This is a genomic window from Ilumatobacter sp. (assembly GCF_046290335.1).
In the GTDB taxonomy this organism is placed as follows: domain Bacteria; phylum Actinomycetota; class Acidimicrobiia; order Acidimicrobiales; family Ilumatobacteraceae; genus Ilumatobacter_A.
Genome location: NZ_JBKAGH010000002.1, coordinates 626,833 through 643,666, shown reverse-complemented (window position 1 = coordinate 643,666; position 16,834 = coordinate 626,833). Strand labels below are relative to the sequence as shown.

Annotated in this window: 16 protein-coding genes; 11 read left to right on the top strand and 5 right to left on the bottom strand. The window is 64.4% G+C overall.

The annotated features are described in order from the left end of the window. Nucleotides 1-275: 275 nt before the first annotated feature. Nucleotides 276-491, bottom strand: coding sequence for a hypothetical protein (locus ACE37B_RS11430; protein ID WP_409923448.1), 216 nt, complete (start codon nt 489-491; stop codon nt 276-278). Nucleotides 492-609: 118 nt separating this feature from the next. Beyond that, nucleotides 610-1,725, bottom strand: coding sequence for a M23 family metallopeptidase (locus ACE37B_RS11425; RefSeq protein WP_409923447.1), 1,116 nt, complete (start codon nt 1,723-1,725; stop codon nt 610-612). A gap of 133 nt (nt 1,726-1,858) precedes the next feature. Between ACE37B_RS11425 and ACE37B_RS11420 the strand changes: the two genes are divergently transcribed. From ACE37B_RS11420 to ACE37B_RS11395, 6 genes are all read left to right on the top strand, one after another. Further along, nucleotides 1,859-2,275 carry a hypothetical protein gene (locus ACE37B_RS11420; RefSeq protein ID WP_409923446.1) on the top strand — a complete coding sequence of 139 codons (417 nt, stop codon included), beginning with the start codon at nt 1,859-1,861 and terminating at the stop codon, nt 2,273-2,275. Nucleotides 2,276-2,281: 6 nt separating this feature from the next. Further along, nucleotides 2,282-2,992 carry a hypothetical protein gene (locus tag ACE37B_RS11415; RefSeq protein WP_409923445.1) on the top strand — a complete coding sequence of 237 codons (711 nt, stop codon included), beginning with the start codon at nt 2,282-2,284 and terminating at the stop codon, nt 2,990-2,992. Beyond that, nucleotides 2,992-4,377, top strand: coding sequence for a hypothetical protein (locus ACE37B_RS11410; RefSeq protein ID WP_409923444.1), 1,386 nt, complete (start codon nt 2,992-2,994; stop codon nt 4,375-4,377). Before ACE37B_RS11415 ends, ACE37B_RS11410 begins: the two co-directional genes overlap by 1 nt. Beyond that, complete coding sequence (locus ACE37B_RS11405) at nt 4,377-5,885, top strand: SCO6880 family protein (protein ID WP_409923443.1); 1,509 nt, start codon at nt 4,377-4,379, stop codon at nt 5,883-5,885. Before ACE37B_RS11410 ends, ACE37B_RS11405 begins: the two co-directional genes overlap by 1 nt. Continuing rightward, complete coding sequence (locus tag ACE37B_RS11400) at nt 5,885-7,276, top strand: hypothetical protein (RefSeq protein WP_409923442.1); 1,392 nt, start codon at nt 5,885-5,887, stop codon at nt 7,274-7,276. Before ACE37B_RS11405 ends, ACE37B_RS11400 begins: the two co-directional genes overlap by 1 nt. A 369-nt stretch (nt 7,277-7,645) precedes the next feature. Beyond that, entirely contained in the window at nt 7,646-8,473 is an 828-nt protein-coding gene (locus ACE37B_RS11395; protein ID WP_409923441.1) for a toprim domain-containing protein, read from the top strand. Between the two features lies 1 nt (nt 8,474). Here the strand turns inward: ACE37B_RS11395 and ACE37B_RS11390 are convergent, their stop codons facing one another. From ACE37B_RS11390 to ACE37B_RS11380, 3 genes are read right to left on the bottom strand one after another with little or no spacing between them, the layout of a single operon-like run. Then, complete coding sequence (locus tag ACE37B_RS11390; protein WP_409923440.1) at nt 8,475-9,026, bottom strand: hypothetical protein; 552 nt, start codon at nt 9,024-9,026, stop codon at nt 8,475-8,477. Beyond that, a complete protein-coding gene (locus ACE37B_RS11385) occupies nt 9,023-10,030 on the bottom strand; it encodes a hypothetical protein (RefSeq protein ID WP_409923439.1) in 1,008 nt (335 codons plus the stop codon). Before ACE37B_RS11385 ends, ACE37B_RS11390 begins: the two co-directional genes overlap by 4 nt. Continuing rightward, nucleotides 10,020-10,802 (bottom strand): hypothetical protein, encoded by a 783-nt coding sequence (locus ACE37B_RS11380; RefSeq protein WP_409923438.1) that lies wholly within the window; start codon nt 10,800-10,802, stop codon nt 10,020-10,022. The genes ACE37B_RS11385 and ACE37B_RS11380 overlap by 11 nt, the downstream gene beginning before the upstream one ends. A gap of 393 nt (nt 10,803-11,195) precedes the next feature. On the opposite strand from ACE37B_RS11380, the gene ACE37B_RS11375 reads away from it, so the two are divergent. The 5 genes from ACE37B_RS11375 (at nt 11,196) to ACE37B_RS11355 (ending at nt 16,751) form a co-directional block, all read left to right on the top strand. Beyond that, nucleotides 11,196-13,298 (top strand): type IV secretory system conjugative DNA transfer family protein, encoded by a 2,103-nt coding sequence (locus ACE37B_RS11375; protein WP_409923437.1) that lies wholly within the window; start codon nt 11,196-11,198, stop codon nt 13,296-13,298. After that, the gene (locus tag ACE37B_RS11370; protein WP_409923436.1) at nt 13,295-15,067 is read left to right on the top strand and encodes a hypothetical protein; all 1,773 of its coding nucleotides are present in this window, start codon (nt 13,295-13,297) and stop codon (nt 15,065-15,067) included. Before ACE37B_RS11375 ends, ACE37B_RS11370 begins: the two co-directional genes overlap by 4 nt. Then, a complete protein-coding gene (locus tag ACE37B_RS11365) occupies nt 15,064-15,369 on the top strand; it encodes a hypothetical protein (protein WP_409923435.1) in 306 nt (101 codons plus the stop codon). Before ACE37B_RS11370 ends, ACE37B_RS11365 begins: the two co-directional genes overlap by 4 nt. Nucleotides 15,370-15,579: 210 nt before the next feature. Beyond that, on the top strand, nt 15,580-16,062 hold the full coding sequence (locus ACE37B_RS11360) for a hypothetical protein (RefSeq protein ID WP_409923434.1): 483 nt from the start codon (nt 15,580-15,582) through the stop codon (nt 16,060-16,062). Nucleotides 16,063-16,199: 137 nt separating this feature from the next. Beyond that, nucleotides 16,200-16,751, top strand: a complete 552-nt coding sequence (locus ACE37B_RS11355; protein ID WP_409923433.1) for a hypothetical protein — start codon at nt 16,200-16,202, stop codon at nt 16,749-16,751. The last annotated feature ends 83 nt before the right edge of the window (nt 16,752-16,834 follow it).

Genomic DNA, 16,834 nt, shown 5'->3' with positions numbered 1-16,834 from the left:
GAACGGACCGGCGAGCAACGCCAGCTCCTCGACGACGTCTGGTTCTGAACGCCGCCATCAGGACCGGGCTGATAGATAGCGCATATCAACGCCGCCAGCGTGGGCGGACACTCGTCCGGGATCCGGCAATACGCGAACGGCCGACCGGCCCATAACGCGCGGACGGCCACCCTTGGACACACGTCCTCGCAAGCGCCCCCGCTGATGGCGTGTCATCGTCGGGGCGCGAGTTCCCAGCACTCCGGGAACTTTAGAAGGGGTCGAAAGACTCGTTCTCAGTCGAAGAGGGTGCCTTGTTGGCCGACGGGCGGAGCGTTTCGCTCTGGTGGAAGCTTGAAGTTCTGGGCGAGGCGATTCACGGCGTCTCGCACCCCGCGGTGTCCGTTCGAAGTGGTGCTCTTGTCGAGGTAGGCGATGATCCAGTCATTGACGGGAGCGGTGGCGGTGGTGCTAGCTCGCACGAGCGTGTCGTGTGCTGCTGTGATTGTCACGGGGCAGGCGTCAGGGTCGTAGACGGCATGCTGGATCGCCGCCACGGCGCTGCGGATCTCGTTCGTAGTTGGGGCTGTGGGTTGGTTCGCGAATGTCATGGCGTCGCACGAGCTGTGGTCAGCAACCGGAGGTTGGGAGCGTGGCCGGGTCGGGTACTGGAAGACCCTCGTAGAGGGCGAGCACGAGAGGTTGGGGGCAGTACCGGATGTTGTTGATCCGGAACTCGAGGTGCAGGTGCGGTGTGCCGGACCGTCCTGAGTCACCGGAGGTGATGACGAGTTGGCCGGGTGCGATCTGGTCGCCGACCGAGACGTGGGATGAGACGCCGTGGCAGTAGGTGTGGCGGAGACCGCCAGGGTGTTGGATGGTGACGCCGATACCGCAGGATGAGCATTCGGGGCGTTCGTTGATTCCGCATCCGTAGCGCCACCAGTTCTCGGGCCATGTCTGGACGTTGGCCACGACGCCGCCGGTGACGGCGAAGATGGGGGTGCCGGTGGGGACGATGAGGTCCCAGGCGGGGTAGCCGTGCGGCGCCATGATCTTTTGAGGGTTCATGGTGTCACGTGCTGCGGGGAGTGCCCAGTTGCCGGTGGAGTCGAGCACACCGGAACATCCGCCGGTCGTGACTGGCGGAGAGCCAGGATCTAACAGGTCGGGGTCACTTGGCGGCGGAGCGACGGCGGCGATTTCTGTGGGTACGGCTGTTGGTGTGAGTGGCTCGGGGTTTCCGGCTTCAATGAGTTTCTCGCTGTAGATCCCCATCCATTTGGTCTGGTAGCCGCGGACGGTGAGGGTGTTGCCGGGGTAGGGCGGGATCTGGTTCATGATGGTCGTGTTGTCCCACGCGATCGGGTAGTACCAGATGACCGGTACTGCCTCGACAAGGTCGTCGTGGTCTTCGAGGATCGACACGACGTTCGTTGCAGCGACGCGGTCCTGCACTTCGGGCGGTGCGGTGTCAGCTGTCGGGTACTGATCGGTGTCGACGTCGGCTTGGTTGGCCCAGTACAGCCAGGTTCCGGTGACGTACTGATAGGCGCCGGCGGCCGATGCGCTTGAGTTGCGCACGGTGTAGTCGCCACCTGATTCGAGTGTCCGGATCGTGTCGAGGATGACACCGATCTGCCCGCATGCGTACGGCGCGGCGGCATTGCCGCCGTTGGCGAACACCAATGGGATCGACATGAGCAAGAAGACCGCGAGGACGACGGGAGCAAGGACGACTTTCACCTCGATGTATGGGTGTCAGCGCGGCGGGCGTTTCAGCACAGCTTTCTTTGAAACGATCCGGTGAGCGATTCCCCATAGGCCAATAGTTCCCCGAAACACCTCGGGGCGACTGAGTCTCTTGGAGGAGATCACCATGTCCCAGACCGTCGAACGTGAAGAGACCGGGCGCGAGTGGCCCGTCGTCTCCACCAAGCCCCGGCGCCGAGATCGCTGCCGCAAAGCAATGAGGGGAACCTTGCTGTTCGCAGCGGTCGCGGCCATGCCGGGTCGAGCGTTCGCTCAGATCGCTGACCCGGCACCCACAAATGCTGGCCTCCCCGGCGGGGCATTGATTGCCCAGGTGATCGGCTGGGGCAAGTGGGTCGGGCTCGCTGTGTGCGTGCTCGCCATCGTCTTCGGCGCAGCGACGTGGCGCGGCATGGGCGGCAACTCGGGGCGAGGTGTCGAAGGCAAGGCGTACGTCGGTGCCGGGATGCTCGGCGCGATGATCATCGGCCTCGCAGTCGTTGCAGTGAACACCCTGTACGGCGCCGGAAACGCCGGGGGCTGATCGGCGATGTCGGCTCCAAAGCTCGCTGCGGCCGCTGTTGCGGCACTGCTGTTGGTCGTCTGGTCAGTTCGATCGTTCGTGGTGGACGACAACTCGGCCAGCGTCACCAGTGACGTCGTGGTCGCAGCGGGCAACGGGTCGACCGAAGTCCCGCAAGCCGATGATCGACCTGTGGCCGTGGCCGCCGTTCGCGGCATCCCGGTCGGGTATCCACAAACACGCAGCGGAGCATCGACGTCGGCAGTGAATTGGGTTGCGTCGTTTCCCCAGTTGATGGAGCTGAACCCGTTGAGCCTGCAGAACGCGTTGGTCGAGTTGATGTCGGAGCGCGGGGCGGTGAGGTTCATCGACGACGCCGTTCAGGACTACATGGTGCTGATCGAAGAACTCGGTCCAGCGTTGCGTGAGCGCGTCTGGATCGAATCGCCGTTGCAAGCAACGGTCCACTCCTCGACCGACACCTCAGCGACCGTGGGGGTGTGGTCGGTGGTCGTGACGGGCGGCGAAGAGAACGCTGCCGTCGTGTCGCTGTTCCGCACCCACCGGATCGATCTGGTGTGGGAGCGCGGCGATTGGAAGATCGACGAGGTCGTCGTGACCGAAGGCCCGACTCCGACCGGGTCCGACGGCGCTCTGCCCTCGAGCCCGAGCGAATTCATCGAGATCAACACGTGGGACCCGGCGGTCTTCGCTGACACCACAAGGAGCAAGGACTGATGGGCATTTTCGGAGACGTCATCGGAATCCTGAGCACACCGTTCGCAGCCGCGGCCGGGTGGGCGTGGGACACCGTCGTCGGCGGAATCTCGGACTGGATTGCCAAAGGCGTCATGGCGTTACTCATGGCGCTGTGGAACTTCATGGACACCGCGTCGTCGCCGAACCCTGAGGCCGAATGGTTCTCGGGGGACCGCGCGCCGGTCATCGATGGTGGAACACCGTTCGACACCGCATTCAGTATCGGGGTCGCCATGGTTGCGATCCTGGTGCTGCTCGCCGTGATCAAAGCCGTCGTCGGCGGATCACCTCGGGCTGTCGTTCAGACCGTCGGTCGCGACCTGCCGATGGCAGCGTTCGCTGCGTTCTCGGTGGTGGGGTTCTCGAAGCTCGCCATCGACATTGCCGACGGCATCTCCGACTACGTGTGGCTCCAAAGCCGGGATTCCGCCGAGAGCGCGTTCGGCAACATCATGGAGATGGCCGTGTTCTCGGGTGGTGGCAACCTCGCCTTCGCCGGTCCTCTCCTCGGTCTCTTCTTGTTGGTCGCGATGCTGTTCATGTGGATCGTGCTGTTCGTCCGTGAATCGCTGATCTACCTCGTCATCATCTACGCAGTCGCGTTCGGCTTCCCGGCGATGCTGTTCCCGCCATTGCGTGACACGGCAAAGAAGGTCCTGGAGCTGCTCGTCGCTCTGATCATCGCAAAGCCGATCATGGTGCTGGCGATGGCCGTGTCGGTGTCGGCGCTCGATGGACTCGGTGCAACTGGCCAGCCGGGCGAGGGCGTGGGCGACAACCTCGCAGCCGAGCTGGGCACTCTCGTGTCGGGGATCGTGCTGTTCATGCTGGCGGCGTTCATGCCGATGCTGACGTGGAAGTTGATGCCCGTCGTTGCTGCGGCCGTCGTGGCCCAGGGAATTGCGTCGGCGCCGATGCGGGGAGCGATGCAGACAGCTCAGCTTTCCTACTACGGAGGCCAGACGGTGAAGCGCCTGTCAGGTAGGGCCGCTGGTGGGTCCGGTGGGGGCGGCAGCTCGGCCGGTTTCGGCATCGGTGGTGGCGGCTCTGCAAACGGCGCGTCGTCGCTCGCGGGTGGGCCAGCTGGTGGAGGAGGCGGGTCGGCTCTTGCCGGTGGAGGCGCTGCCGCGGTCGGTGGCGGAGCAGCGGCAGGTGGTGCGAGTACCGCTGCAGCGGCGCCTGCAGCGGGCCCAGCCGCGCCGTTGGTGGTGGCTGCTGCTGCGGCGAAGTCAGCGGGGCAGGCCGTCAAGTCGACGGCGCAATCGACAGCAAGTTCGGTATCGGATTCAGCGGGTGGCGGGTCGTCGGGTTCTCCGACGCCGCCTCCAGCTGGGTCGGGTCGTGATGTGAGTGGAGGATCGTGATGAGTTCAGAAGCAAGCGTGTTGCGCGGCTACCGGTTCGGTGAGCGTCGCCGTTCCGGTTTGTTCGGCACCGTGCCACCGACGATGGTGGCCGTTGCCGCGGTCACGCTGCTGTCGGCGTGGCTGGCGGTTTCGGGGTTCATTCCAATCCCCGTTGCGATCATCGTCGCCGTCGGTTCGGGGTCGTTGTGGTTCGGCCGAATCCGGAACCGCCCAGCTCACGAGATCCTGCCGGCGTTGGTGATCTGGTGGTGGCGCAAGCTGCGTTCGCGAAACACCTGGTATCGGCCGGTCGCTCTGGTGACCGATGACGACCAACCGGGTGCGTTGCCGCCTGTGCTGTCGGGGATCGACTTGTTCGAGTTCGAGGTCGCGTGGATCACACCCGGCCAGAACGTGGCGATCGGCGTCGTGCGGGATCATCAGGCCGGTTCGCTGACGGCGATTCTGCGGGTCTCGGGTGATGGACAATTTGCCCTTGTCGATGCCGCTGGTCAGGACATGCGGATCGACGAGTGGGGCGCGGCGATTGGTGGGTTCGCTCGCGAGAACTCGACGGTGTCGAGGGTGACGTTTCACGACTGGACGTCACCCGTCGCGATTCGCGACACCGTTGCGCAGTTGGAGAACCAGTGGGCCGACGAGGCTCCTCACCCTGCTCGTGCTGGCTACTTGCAGTTGTTGAGCGACACCTCGGCCCACGTGGTCAACCACGAAGTGTTGGTCGAGGTCACTGTCGATCTGCGTCGTGTGTCCAAGGCCCGCGGTGAGTCGGTGCTGGCAACCGGCCTGCGTCTCGTGGCCGAACAGACACGACTGTTCGCCGGGCGACTGAACGGCTCCGGGCTTCGCGTCGAAGGTGTGTTGTCGGCGTCTGATGTGGTGACCGCGACACGAGTGCGGGCGAACCCCGCCGTGGTCGAACACCTCACGACACTCAAGCGCTCCCTTGCGTCGGCAACGGGAGTCGCAGCTCCCACGTTCGGGCCAATGCACGTCGAAGACCAACTGGGCTCAGCAACGATCGACGGCGCGTTTCATCGGTCGTGGTGGTTCGCATCATGGCCGCGCCGCGAGGTCGCAGCGTCGTGGATGGATTCGCTCATGTTCGAATCGGGATGTACCCGTTCGTTGACGACCGTGTTCGAACCGGTCGCACCGTCCAAGTCCGACTCCGACGTCGATCGGGAACGCACCCAGCGCGAAGCGAACATCGAGTCACGCCGGCGCAAGGGCAACATCATTCGCCGCGCCGACACCAAGGCGGTCACCGAGGTCGAGTCACGTGAGATGGAGTTGTCGGCTGGGTTCGTGGAATGCCGGTACACGGGCCTCGTCACGCTGACGGCACCAACCGGCGATGCGCTCGACTCACAGGGCGCCGACCTCGAGCAGGCGGCGGCGAATGCGGGCGTCGAGTTGCAACCGCTGTGGGGACGCCAAGCCGATGGGTGGGTGTCCTCGCTCCCGCTCGGGCGCAGTGTCGCTCGCCGATTCGGAGAGTCGTGATGGGTCGCTGGTTCAACAAGACCGACGACCAGTCGTCTGTGGTCGACCCGACCCCGACAATTCCTGGTGTCGCGAAGGTGTCGGGTGCGGGCGGCGGACTGCGCATTCCTCGACACACCGGAACGACAGCGCACATCGCGTCGATTTACCCGTTCCACGGCGGCCGTGCGTTGCAGTCGTCGGCGTCGCCGTATGTCGGGATCAACGTCACCGATGGCAACTCGGCCTGGTCCTATGACCCCTTCGAACTGTACGGCAAGGACCTCGGGGGCGGGACGATCCTGACGAACTCGAACATGTTGATCCTGGGCGAGCCGGGCAACGGAAAGTCGTCGGCCGTCAAGACGATGCTATACCGGCAGGCCGCGTTCTACGGGCGCCGCCGGTTCTTGTCGATCTCGGATCCGAAAGGCGAGTACGGACCGCTTGCACGGGCGCTGGACATGCCCGTGGTGAAGCTGTTCCCTGGCGGATTCGACCGGCTCAATCCGCTCGCGCCCGGCCCAGGTAATCGCTCGGACTCGTTGCGCAACCGTCAAGAACTGGTGACGGGACTGTTGTCGACGGTGATGCGCCGCGACCTCGACCCAGTGGAAGAGGCGCTGCTGACCACCGCAATCGAGGTGCTCGACGACAAGCACGTTGTGTTGCGGCTTCCTCCGACCCTGGTCGACCTCGCCGCGTTACTCGGTGAGCTCCCGGCTGAGTTGATGTCGCTCGACGAGTTGAAGCTGATGGAAGCACGCGATGTCAACACAGCCGTCACGGCGCTTCGGTTGGCGTTGTCGAAGCTGCTGCAAAAGACGTTGCGGGGCATGTTCGACGGTCAATCGACGGTGTCGATCGATCAGATGGATGGCCAAGGCGTCGTGGTCGACCTGTCAGCGGTGTTCTCGAACCTCGACGCGTTGCCGCTCGTGCAGATGGCGACCGCGGCAACGCTCGCCGGGCAGATGGCCACGATGAAAGACCAGGGTCGCCGCGGGATCCTCGTCGACGACGAGGTGTGGGCAACGATGGCATCGGAGCGGGCTGCGAAAGCACTGCAGGCTCGGCTGAAGCTGTGCCGCGACTTGGGTGTGTGGAACACGCTCATCACGCACCGCCTGTCGGACTTCCAGGCACAAGCCGACACGGGTACGTCGGCGGCCAAGGTCGCCGAGGGTTTGTTGGGTGACGTGCAGACCCGCGTGGTGTTCCGCCAAGCCACCGACCAGTTGGCGCTCACCGGTAGAGCGATGCAGATGAATGACCGTCTGGTCGAGTTGCTGCCCCGCCTGACCCGTGGACGAGCCGTGTGGAACGTGGCCGGCCGCTGGGCCGTGGTTCAACACGTGATCGCGGCACACGAGTTCGACATCTGCAACACAGACCACGCAATGGCTGCGTAATCCCATGGTTTCGTATCGTGCGCTGAGGTTTCGTCAGGATTGTCGACGTTTCGTCGGTCTGGATGAAGAACCCTCAACGTGGACCGGGCCGTGAGTGACCAACGGTTCGCAATCGGGCGTGACGATTTGTTGGCCAGGGTCGACTTGGTTGCGGTGTTGGACGGGTTGTCGCCCGGGGAGGGCCAGGGGCGGGGTCGGCAGTGGCGTTGCCCGTCACCAACGCATGAAGATGCGCGTCCGTCGGTGAAGGTGTCGGTTGATTCGTCGGGGACGCAGCGGTGGCGGTGTTGGTCAGGTGGCGAGTCGGGCACGGCGATCGACGCGGTGATGGCGGCACGGTCAATGCCGGTAGGTGAAGCGATCCGCTGGTTGAACGACAACCACGCGCATCTTGAAGTGCTGCCGCGCCGTGCCGCACCGGAGTCGCGTCCTGTCGGCCAGCCTGCCCGCGAGGCGGTCGAGTACGTGCAGCGCTGCGAGAAGCTGCTGTGGACTGGATCGGGACGGGCCGTGCACGAATGGTTGAACCAACGGGGCTTGGGTGACGACGTGTTGCGGGCCAACAAGGTCGGCGCAGATCCGGGCCGGCGGTTCTTGCCGCGGCCGAAGGGGCTGCCAGGCGGGTGGCCGGCAGCGGTGTTCCCGGCCCTTGACCGTGCCGGCAACGTTGCCTACTTCCAGGCCCGATTCCTTGACCCGCCGGCGGGTCGCGACAAGTACGACAACCCGTCGCGCCGACACGCCGCGAACCCGCGTGTCGCGTGGACGTCGGTGCCCGAATCGGTCGAGGCCCGCCGCGGTGTTCTCGTCGTTGCCGAGGGAGCACCAGATGCGCTCACCGCGGCGCAGGCCGGGTTCGCGTCCGTCGCGGTGTTGGGGTCGATGTATCCCGACGGCCGAGTGGCCGATGCGATTGCCGGGTTCGTGCGTGACAACGAGGTCGCAGTGGCAGTGTGTTTCGACTGCGACGTGTCGGAGTCGGGAGCGAAGGGCGCAACGAAGCTGATCGGGCTGCTCGCCCAGCGTGGCATCGTCGATGTCGACAACGTGGTTCCACCGGACGGGATGGATCTGTCTGACTGGGCGGCAGTCACTGACGAGTGGACGTCGGTGTTCGACCGGTGTGCTGTTGTTGGCGTCGATGCTGCGCCGCTGACGAACCTCGACGCCGGGTCCGTTATGGACCTGGGTCTCTGACTCACGCGTGGGGTGGCAACGCCGCCCACGTACCTGGATCGTTCTCGACGAACCACATCAGGTTGCCGTCTTCTCCGTCGTCGTCTTCGTCGAGGAGGGTCAGCGCGAAGACACCGGCGTCGGCGAACTCGGCGACGAAGGTTGCGATGGGCGGAAAGATGATCGTGAACCGTCGGGGCGAACGGTCGCTGTCGCTTTGTGTGGCGATGGAGCAGAACACGACCACCGGACCGTTGACGGAAACGGTGCCGAGCGACCAGCTGGTCTCGAGTGTTCGGCCGGGACCTGGGTCGAACACCTTGGCGACTTCGGGTGTGCGGTCCAGCACGAGAATGAGCGTCTCGCTCCAGCCGCTTCTCGCTTTGCACAAGCCGGTCCCGAAACCGCACACCATCGTGCTCGGTCCGGGGTCTGCGTCGTCTTGGTCAACGAGAACCAGCTCGCTGGATCGCTGCATGACGTCGTCTGCGCGCAGCGGCCGACATGTGCGCGGGATGTCGGGGATTCCGGCGCTGATGGCGAGACGGTCGAAGTCGTCGTTTGCGTCGTTCATGCGAGGCTGATTCCAAGGTCGTGAGTTGGGGGCGGCGGCGCGAGGCGAGCCGCTACCGGTGTGGTGCGGGGACCGGCGAAGTCGGGTGCGTCGACGCCGACTTGTTCTTCGAGCCAGTCGAGGCCACCTGCATCGTTGTGCTTGTCGACCCATCCCTCAAGGGCACGGTCGACCGACGCAATGTCGTCGTAGCGGCCGAGTATCTCGGTGCTGTGTGTCACGTTGTTCGTGGCGGTGAGTTGGTGGGTGCCGGGGTTGTAGCTGACGCGGAAGCTGCCGTCGGTGGTGTTCGAGGTCCACCGCATGCCGTAGTCGATTTCTGGTTCGGGGAGACGGTCAGGTGTGATGTCGGCGTTCGTGATCTTGCTGGTCGCTCGTTCGAGGCCGCGGTGGCCGAGGAACATTCCGGCGTCGACGCTTCGCGCGATGACTGGGTCGAGTTCGATGACGGTGTTGACGGGAGCGTTCATGGCCCGTTCGATGTCGCGTTGGTTGAGGGCCCGACCGGGTTCCTTCACGAGAACGATCTCGTCGGGGTTGGACGCAAGGACGCCGGGGTTTGAGAGTGCGAGGTAGTCGGCGCGGGTGACCATGACATTGCGGTCCGCAATGTCGACGAGTGCTTGTGGTGGCGGTCCGGTACCGGCGTCGATGATGACGATGCCGGGCTGATCGGCGATCCACTTCGCGAGTTGTTCCAGGCGTTGCGGATTGGCGTGTCGGACATCCCCGCTGACACCGCTGGGCAGGACGCTGGTCGTGTCGTCGATGTGATCAACGAGTTCGGTGAGCCGTGCGCCTTCGACGTCATTGTGGGCGAGCCAGTCGTTTGCTCCAATCGCGCTGCGAGAGCGATCAGCGCCGAGGATCGACGCGGCGTCGCCGTCGAGGTCCACGAGCAGGACGGGCTTCGTTTCGTGCAAAGCGGCGGCGGCCGCGGTGACGCTGGTGCCGGCGCCTCCCTTGGATCCCCACATCAGGACGATGTGATTGTCAGGCCGCATGGCCGACCAGTTCTGAGAGCTGTTGTCCGGCGCGCATGGCTTGGAGTCGGCGGCCGACAGCGCTCGATCCTTCGGGTGGTGGCGTGCGATCGAGGCGGTGCTCGATGAGGGCTCTCCAACGCGTTTCGCTGATCTGTCCGGAGTGGAAAACTTCGACGATTCGGGCGAGTTCGAGCGAAGCGATTGCGGTCTCGGCGACGTTGGTCTTGTGGTCCTGGAAGCGCACTGAGCAGTCGTCCGCGTGCGAGTCGTTCGTCTGCAGGGAGGTCTCTCGAGATTGTCTGTTGCGACGACGGTGGCGACGCTCGTCAGGGTCGATGATGTCGTGGCTCGTGCCGACCCGGGGGCCGAGGTAGGCGATCATCGGCCGCTCGTCTTTTGACGGCTCTTGGCGAAGCTCGACGTTGGGGTCAATCGTCGCGATGAGGTGCGCGAACGCACCCCACAAGTTGTTCAGCTCTGTACTCGTGACTTGGCTGAAACCTTGCGGTTTGCGGATGGCAGCGATGCGCGTGAGCATCGGCGTGGCAGCCGCCATGAGGACGGTCCCGGCGTCGGGGTCACCGGCCTGGTGGAGTCGCAGCAGTGAGCGCAACGGTGGGTTCTGTTCGGCGGTGGGGACGGTGGCGAGAGTGAGGATCTCGCGAATGGTGAGATGGGCCAGTTCGGGCTCGGTCCGAACCCATCGGCAGACGATTCGCGCGTGTCGAATCGGGGAGCAGCAGCGTTCGAGTTCTCGGTTGAGTTCGCTGACGATGCGGGTGGTGAACATGGTGTCGACCTCTGTCTCTCGTGGTGGTTGGTCGACACTCACTTTCTGCTTGTGGCCTCCCGGATCTGTCCCGATTCAGCGATCGCCAAGAACGGTGAACTGCACGTCGCAGCCCGACCCGAAACAGGCCGTGAGCTGGGGTAACCCAAAACCTGGGAGAGCCCCAACGCGAAGTCGGGAGAGAACTGGGAGACGAAATCTCGGAAAATGTTGTTGGGACGTAGGTCCGGGAACGGGCGGGCGCACAGAGATTTCTGCCGGTCGACGACCCGCCCCTTTTTGAGCCGCCGAGCAGGCGTTGAGCGGAGTCTGAAACGGCGCTCCCAAAGATTTCTGTGGCGCTACCTCAGAATCGGGACAGATCCGGGAGGCGTCTCGTGCTGAGTGGTGTTCATGCCAGACACCACTCCCTCCGGCGGGCAAATGTCGCCGCTCGAACAGATCCTCATCGTCCTCACGGTGGGCGCCGCAGCCGTCGGCGCAATCGTGTGGGCCGGTGCCGCACTCGCCGCAGCGGTATCCGGCCACGGCATAGTCGGCGCTGGGTTTGGCGACTCGCTCGGAGCCATCCCCGGACTCGTCAGTGACCCCGGCCGACCGGCCGAAGCATGGCCCGAGACCGTGTCCGAACTGCTGCCGGGACCGGTCATCTATTGGCTGTCCACAGTCCTGATCGCGGTCGCTCTCATTGCCCTTCTGGTGATCGGTCGGCGCATCTGGATGGCACTGTCGTCAACACGCCGACGCCTCGGTGTGGACGCTCACGCACGGTTCGCAACCAAGCGCGAGATTCGACCGTTGATGGTCTCGGGTGCGTCGCCCGGGCGCTTCATTTTCGGGACGTGGGGAGGCCGTCTCCTCGCTACAGAGAACCGTCGTTGGGCCGGTCCCGATCCGCGCGGTTTCAAGTGGCTGTGGGCGCGGATCACCGGAGAGCTTCGCGGCGGCCAGCAGGGTGACGTGACGTCGATCGCGATCACCGGACCGACCCGGTGCGGCAAGACGTCGCAGTGCGCGATTCCGGGCCTGTTGCAGTGGAACGGACCGGCGATCGTGCTGTCGGTCAAACGCGACCTGATGGACATCACGATCGAGCAACGCCGATCGCTGGGCGAAGTCCGGGTCTTTGATCCTGGCGGCTTCTTGGCGACGTCGAGTTCCCACATCAAGGTCAGCGACACCGAGGTCGGCAAGTGGTCTCCGTTGCGGATGGCGCACACCCCCTCGGGTGCGAAGAAGGCCGGCGAAGCAATGGCGGCGTGGACACCTCAGGCAGGTGTCGAGGGCGGCATGGACTTCTGGTCGACTCAAGGCAAGTTGCTGTTCACCGGTCTGCTCGGCTCGTCGGCTCTCAGTCGGAAGCCGTCAATGAAAGACGTTGCTGAGTGGGTCTTCGACATGGCAATGCCCGAGTCCGACACCGGGTGCCCACCCGAAGAGATCCTCCGCGCCGCACTGTTCAATCCAGACTCTCGCGACGCTGCCGCAGCCGCGATCCGCCACCTCAACGCGATCTGGAAGAAGCCTGACCAGAAGCTGGTCGCGTCGGTGTACGCCACGGCTCAGACGGTGTGTGATCCGTGGCTCGACCCGAACGTCATCGCCGCGACCGACATCGACGGTGACGGCGAGTGGATCGATCTCGACTGGCTGATGGACACCGGCCCCGAAGGCGACAAGGCGAACACGCTGTACCTGCTCGTGTCGCTCGACGACTACCAGCGCCTCGCCCCAGTGCTCGCCGGGCTGCTCTCGGACTTGAAGTCACAGGCATACGAGTGGGAGATGCGCGGCGATCGGCTGCCCGCTCCGCTACTCATGTTGATCGACGAGGCCGGCAACATGCCCCTCGACTGGCTTCCCGAAGTGTCATCGACGTGCGCCGGGATCGGCATCCAGCTCGTGACGATCTGGCAGTCCTACGCGCAGATCCACGAGGCGTACGGCAAACGTGCCGACACGTTGCTCACCAACCACGCCACGAAGCTGTTCTTTCCTGGAGCCTCGGACGACTCGACGTTGGGCTACGTGTCCAAGATCGTGGGCGACGAAGAGATCGAGCGTCGATCCTGGTCGAACGATGTCGGGTCCGGCTCGGGTCGCCGATCGATCAGCGGGCAGAAGAACAACGAGGCAATGGTCCCGTACTTCCTCGCCCGCCTCCCGGAGTACGGCTCGGCGCTGCTGATCCACTCGAACATGCCACCGGCTCACATCTACGGGCGCGAGTGGTGGCGTAACAAGGCGTTGAAGGCGATGGTCCCATCGCCTCCGCCGTTCCGCTCCGAACCGGGCGGGTCCGGCCCGTGGCTTCCCACCAAGCAACGGCGACGCACCAGCGTCCCGACCCGGCCCGAGCCCACCCAGGCGCCAGCGCCTGTGCCGCCGTCGCCGCCGGACTCGCTGCCGTTTGAGGACTCGATTTCGGTGTCCACAACACCAGCCAAACCAAAACCGGTCATCTATGACCTGAACGACAGCGAGGTGTCGTCATGAGCCGTTCCCCCCGTGTCGACCACGGCAAAGCCGTCGAGGAGCTCCACAACGCACTGCGGGAGAAGCTCACGAACATGGCGTCGAGCGACGACTGGATCAACTACCTGTCGGCCGCAAGAACGTTCCACCGTTACTCGCCACAGAACCAGATGCTTCTCGCCATGCAGGGAGCGGAAGGCCACGTGGCTGGCTACCGCACCTGGCAGCGCATCCCATCGACCGATGGCGGCACCTGCCAGGTAGCGAAGGGCCAAAGCGGCCTGCGGATTCTGGCGCCGATGAAAGGATCGGCCAAGACGGTCGACGAGACAACCGGTGACGAGGTCACCAAACACTTCCTGCGCGGCTTCCGCACCGTCAAGGTCTTTCATCAGGGCCAGCTCGTCGCCAGCCCCGACATCGGCGAGGACGCAGTAGCACCGGCACTGTTGACCGGCGCGAACCGGTGGCAAGACGTGTTCTCGGCCGTGAAAGAGCACCTCGAAGCCGACGGCTACGACGTCGGGTTCCAGACGCCGACACCCACCGAATCATGGAACGGGTACACCGACTACAACGCCGCGAAAGTGCGGATCGCGTCAACGCTCGAAGGTGCCCAGCAGGTCAAGACGTTGCTTCACGAATGGGCGCACGTGCAGCTCGACCACCACGAACGAAGCGTCGGTGGTCTCACACGAGACATGCGCGAGGTCGAGGCCGAATCAGTCGCCTACCTGCTCGGCCAGACCATCGGCCTCGACTCTCAGGGCTACTCGGTGCCGTACATCACCGGCTGGTCCGGAGGCGACCCCAAACTGATCGAACAGACCGCGCTGAAGGTGCTGGAAACCACCAAGCAACTCGTCGGGACGCTCGAGCACGAACTCGGCGTCAAGCTGATCGTCGACCTGAACGACTTCGCGCTACCCGATGCAGACACGAACGTCATCGAACTTCCAGGAGCGTCAGCAGCGACACCAGTAGCGCCGCTCACGGCCGCAGCATCGCGGCCCGAGCAGCGCGACCTCTCCGGCGTTTCCGTGCCGGCGATTTCAGCAATCGAACGGTCCGACAGCAGCGACAAGGACTTCCTGACGGCGCTGCGCGGTGAGCTGGACGAACACCAGGCTCAAGATCTCGTCAAGCACATCTACCGAATCGACCACTCTGCTGAGGTGGCAACGATCCTCGCCGACTCAGGTCAGTCAGCGCTACAGGCGGCGCGCATCCTGACCCGTTTCGGTCGCGATGTTGGCCAAGTCAACGAGGCGCTGTTGACCGCGACCGGTGATTCGGAGTCCCCGACGATGTACCCGCCCGATGAAGTCGCAGCAGCGATTCACGAGATCACCCTGCCCGAACTGAGGTCCACGCCGACTATCGAGGCGCCCGTCGACATCGCACGCGGCGAACGACTGCTATCGATGAAAGTCCTTCGTCGAGTGGCGCTCGGCGATCCGACACCGACCACCGTTGTCGAGATGGCCAAGACCCTGGAAGTGTCATCGGCTGAGGTCGTGCGAGTGCTCGCCTCAGTCGACGCGAACCCAAGTACCGCTGTCGCAGTCGCCGTCGCCATGAACAACGGTGACGGAGCCAAAGCGCTGCGCGAGTTGAAGGACGAGTGGCCCGGAATCGAGGGCAGCTGGGAGTACTACGCTCATCCGTCAATGCTCCCATCGCCCGCCGTCGACGTTCCTGAGCCAGCTGATCCGATGCTGGCAATCCTCGACTCTTGGCGCAGCTCGGAACCTGCGGCGCCGTCGACGCCGGAGCCGTCGGCACCATGACCGACATCGCCGACGCCAACCTCGCCGCCATCGACCGCTTCATCTCGACGATCTACTGGTCCGACAACGACGTGACCTTCAGCGACGCCTTCGTTGAAGCGATCGACGAGTGGAGCGCAACAGCGTCAGCAGAACACCACGCTTCGCTTCCGTTCACGAATACCGAGCATCACGATCCGTTGGCCGCATCACTGCTCGAACTGATCGGGGCAGTCGACAAACTTCGCTCCGGGCCCCGCCCGGACCTCACCGTTGCGAGAGCGCTCTCCGAGGCAGTGGTGGACTGGCAGGAAGGCCTGTAAGTAGCAGTATCGACTGGTCGAGGGTCTTGTGGAACAACGCAACACCGGCGGCCGTAGCCCTCGGGGCGATCGTCATTCTGGAGTGGGTTGAGCGCCGGTGGTTGCTCCTGCCGCGGGTGCCGAAGTGCTCCTGTTTGCCTGGGCGATGTCCAACAACGCGACGCACCGATACCAGCGAGCGCGTTACACCTGCGAAGTAGAATCGTCCGCATGGCGATGGTTGAGGAATCGGCGGGCGGCGACGCACGGCTCACCCTCGCCCTCGAACGGTCCTGGAAGGCGGTCGAGGCACAGCGCGGACTTCTCTCTGACTTCCGCAGCCGATCCGCCACGCTGCTCAGCGCAGCGAGCGTAACCGTCGGCGTGTCTGCGGGACTCGGAAGCAACGCCGGACTCACACTTACTGACGGCTGGGCACGCTGGTCAGTCGGATGGTTCGCCACCTCAATGGTGTGCGCGATCATCGTTCTGGTCCCGTATCGCTGGGTGTTCGAATCGGACCCGAGCACCTTCGGTTGGTACTTCGAGAACGCCACCGCCGAGGAACTCCGTTCCAGCCTCCTCGCGGACGCCGTCAAACACCATCGCAACAACGACTCGAAGCTTCGCTGGCTTGGTTGGGTGCTCACCGTCCAGGTGGTCGCTCTCGGCCTCACCGCCATCGGAGTCCTGAGCATCTTCGTAGGGAGGTGAACATGTCCGAGAACGAGAAACCCCCGCCACCTCCGCCGCCGCCCCCGCCGGGCCGGCCCGATACTGGTGGGAGCGAAGTACGCAATACCCCGCCGCCGCCCCGACGACCCGACACTGAGAAGCGATAAGCGCCGACGATGGCAGACACAACAACCTGGGCGATCGCAGTGTCGATCGCGTCGCCAATCATCTCGGCCGGCGCGGCTCTCACCGCGACGCGTATGACCAACGCCCGACACGACAATCGGGCAACCCTCGACGCCGACGCGTCACGTCGACGAGTCGACCGCGAACTCGTGGTCGACGTGCTTCTTCCTGCACGCGAGTGGACGCAACTAATGGAGGTCCTGCTCCCAGTGTTCTGGAAGATGACCCACGACGATCTCGTCGAGTTCGTCGACACGGACACCGGCGTTCGACAACGTGAGATCATCGAGCGCCGCAACGTGGCGATCACCCGTGCCCGACTGTTCCTATCTGATCCCCACCTTCGCGAGACCGTGGGCAAACTCGCATCGTTCCTGAATGATTATCCGGACGCGGTGATGGGCCCGATCTACAAGGACAAGCACGACCTCGAAGTGGTCGCCAATGGGTTGGCAGCCATTGCAGCCTTCAAGGATCGCGTCGACACCCTTGAAACGGACGCGATCGCGATGCTCACCGAACCAGCGACGCCGTCGCGCTGACCCCAACGAACCGACTCGAGTATCGATATCTACGTCCACACCCATACGGCCAGACCGAGCAGTGCAGCACTTCAGATCGCCCC

Coding starts and splice junctions, on each gene's coding strand:
- ACE37B_RS11385 (WP_409923439.1), bottom strand. CDS start 10,030: ATGCGGCCTGACAATCACATCGTCCTGATGTGGGGATCCAAGGGAGGC.
- ACE37B_RS11405 (WP_409923443.1), top strand. CDS start 4,377: ATGAGTTCAGAAGCAAGCGTGTTGCGCGGCTACCGGTTCGGTGAGCGT.
- ACE37B_RS11410 (WP_409923444.1), top strand. CDS start 2,992: ATGGGCATTTTCGGAGACGTCATCGGAATCCTGAGCACACCGTTCGCA.
- ACE37B_RS11380 (WP_409923438.1), bottom strand. CDS start 10,802: ATGTTCACCACCCGCATCGTCAGCGAACTCAACCGAGAACTCGAACGC.
- ACE37B_RS11420 (WP_409923446.1), top strand. CDS start 1,859: ATGTCCCAGACCGTCGAACGTGAAGAGACCGGGCGCGAGTGGCCCGTC.
- ACE37B_RS11390 (WP_409923440.1), bottom strand. CDS start 9,026: ATGAACGACGCAAACGACGACTTCGACCGTCTCGCCATCAGCGCCGGA.
- ACE37B_RS11360 (WP_409923434.1), top strand. CDS start 15,580: ATGGCGATGGTTGAGGAATCGGCGGGCGGCGACGCACGGCTCACCCTC.
- ACE37B_RS11415 (WP_409923445.1), top strand. CDS start 2,282: ATGTCGGCTCCAAAGCTCGCTGCGGCCGCTGTTGCGGCACTGCTGTTG.
- ACE37B_RS11370 (WP_409923436.1), top strand. CDS start 13,295: ATGAGCCGTTCCCCCCGTGTCGACCACGGCAAAGCCGTCGAGGAGCTC.
- ACE37B_RS11375 (WP_409923437.1), top strand. CDS start 11,196: ATGCCAGACACCACTCCCTCCGGCGGGCAAATGTCGCCGCTCGAACAG.
- ACE37B_RS11365 (WP_409923435.1), top strand. CDS start 15,064: ATGACCGACATCGCCGACGCCAACCTCGCCGCCATCGACCGCTTCATC.
- ACE37B_RS11400 (WP_409923442.1), top strand. CDS start 5,885: ATGGGTCGCTGGTTCAACAAGACCGACGACCAGTCGTCTGTGGTCGAC.
- ACE37B_RS11355 (WP_409923433.1), top strand. CDS start 16,200: ATGGCAGACACAACAACCTGGGCGATCGCAGTGTCGATCGCGTCGCCA.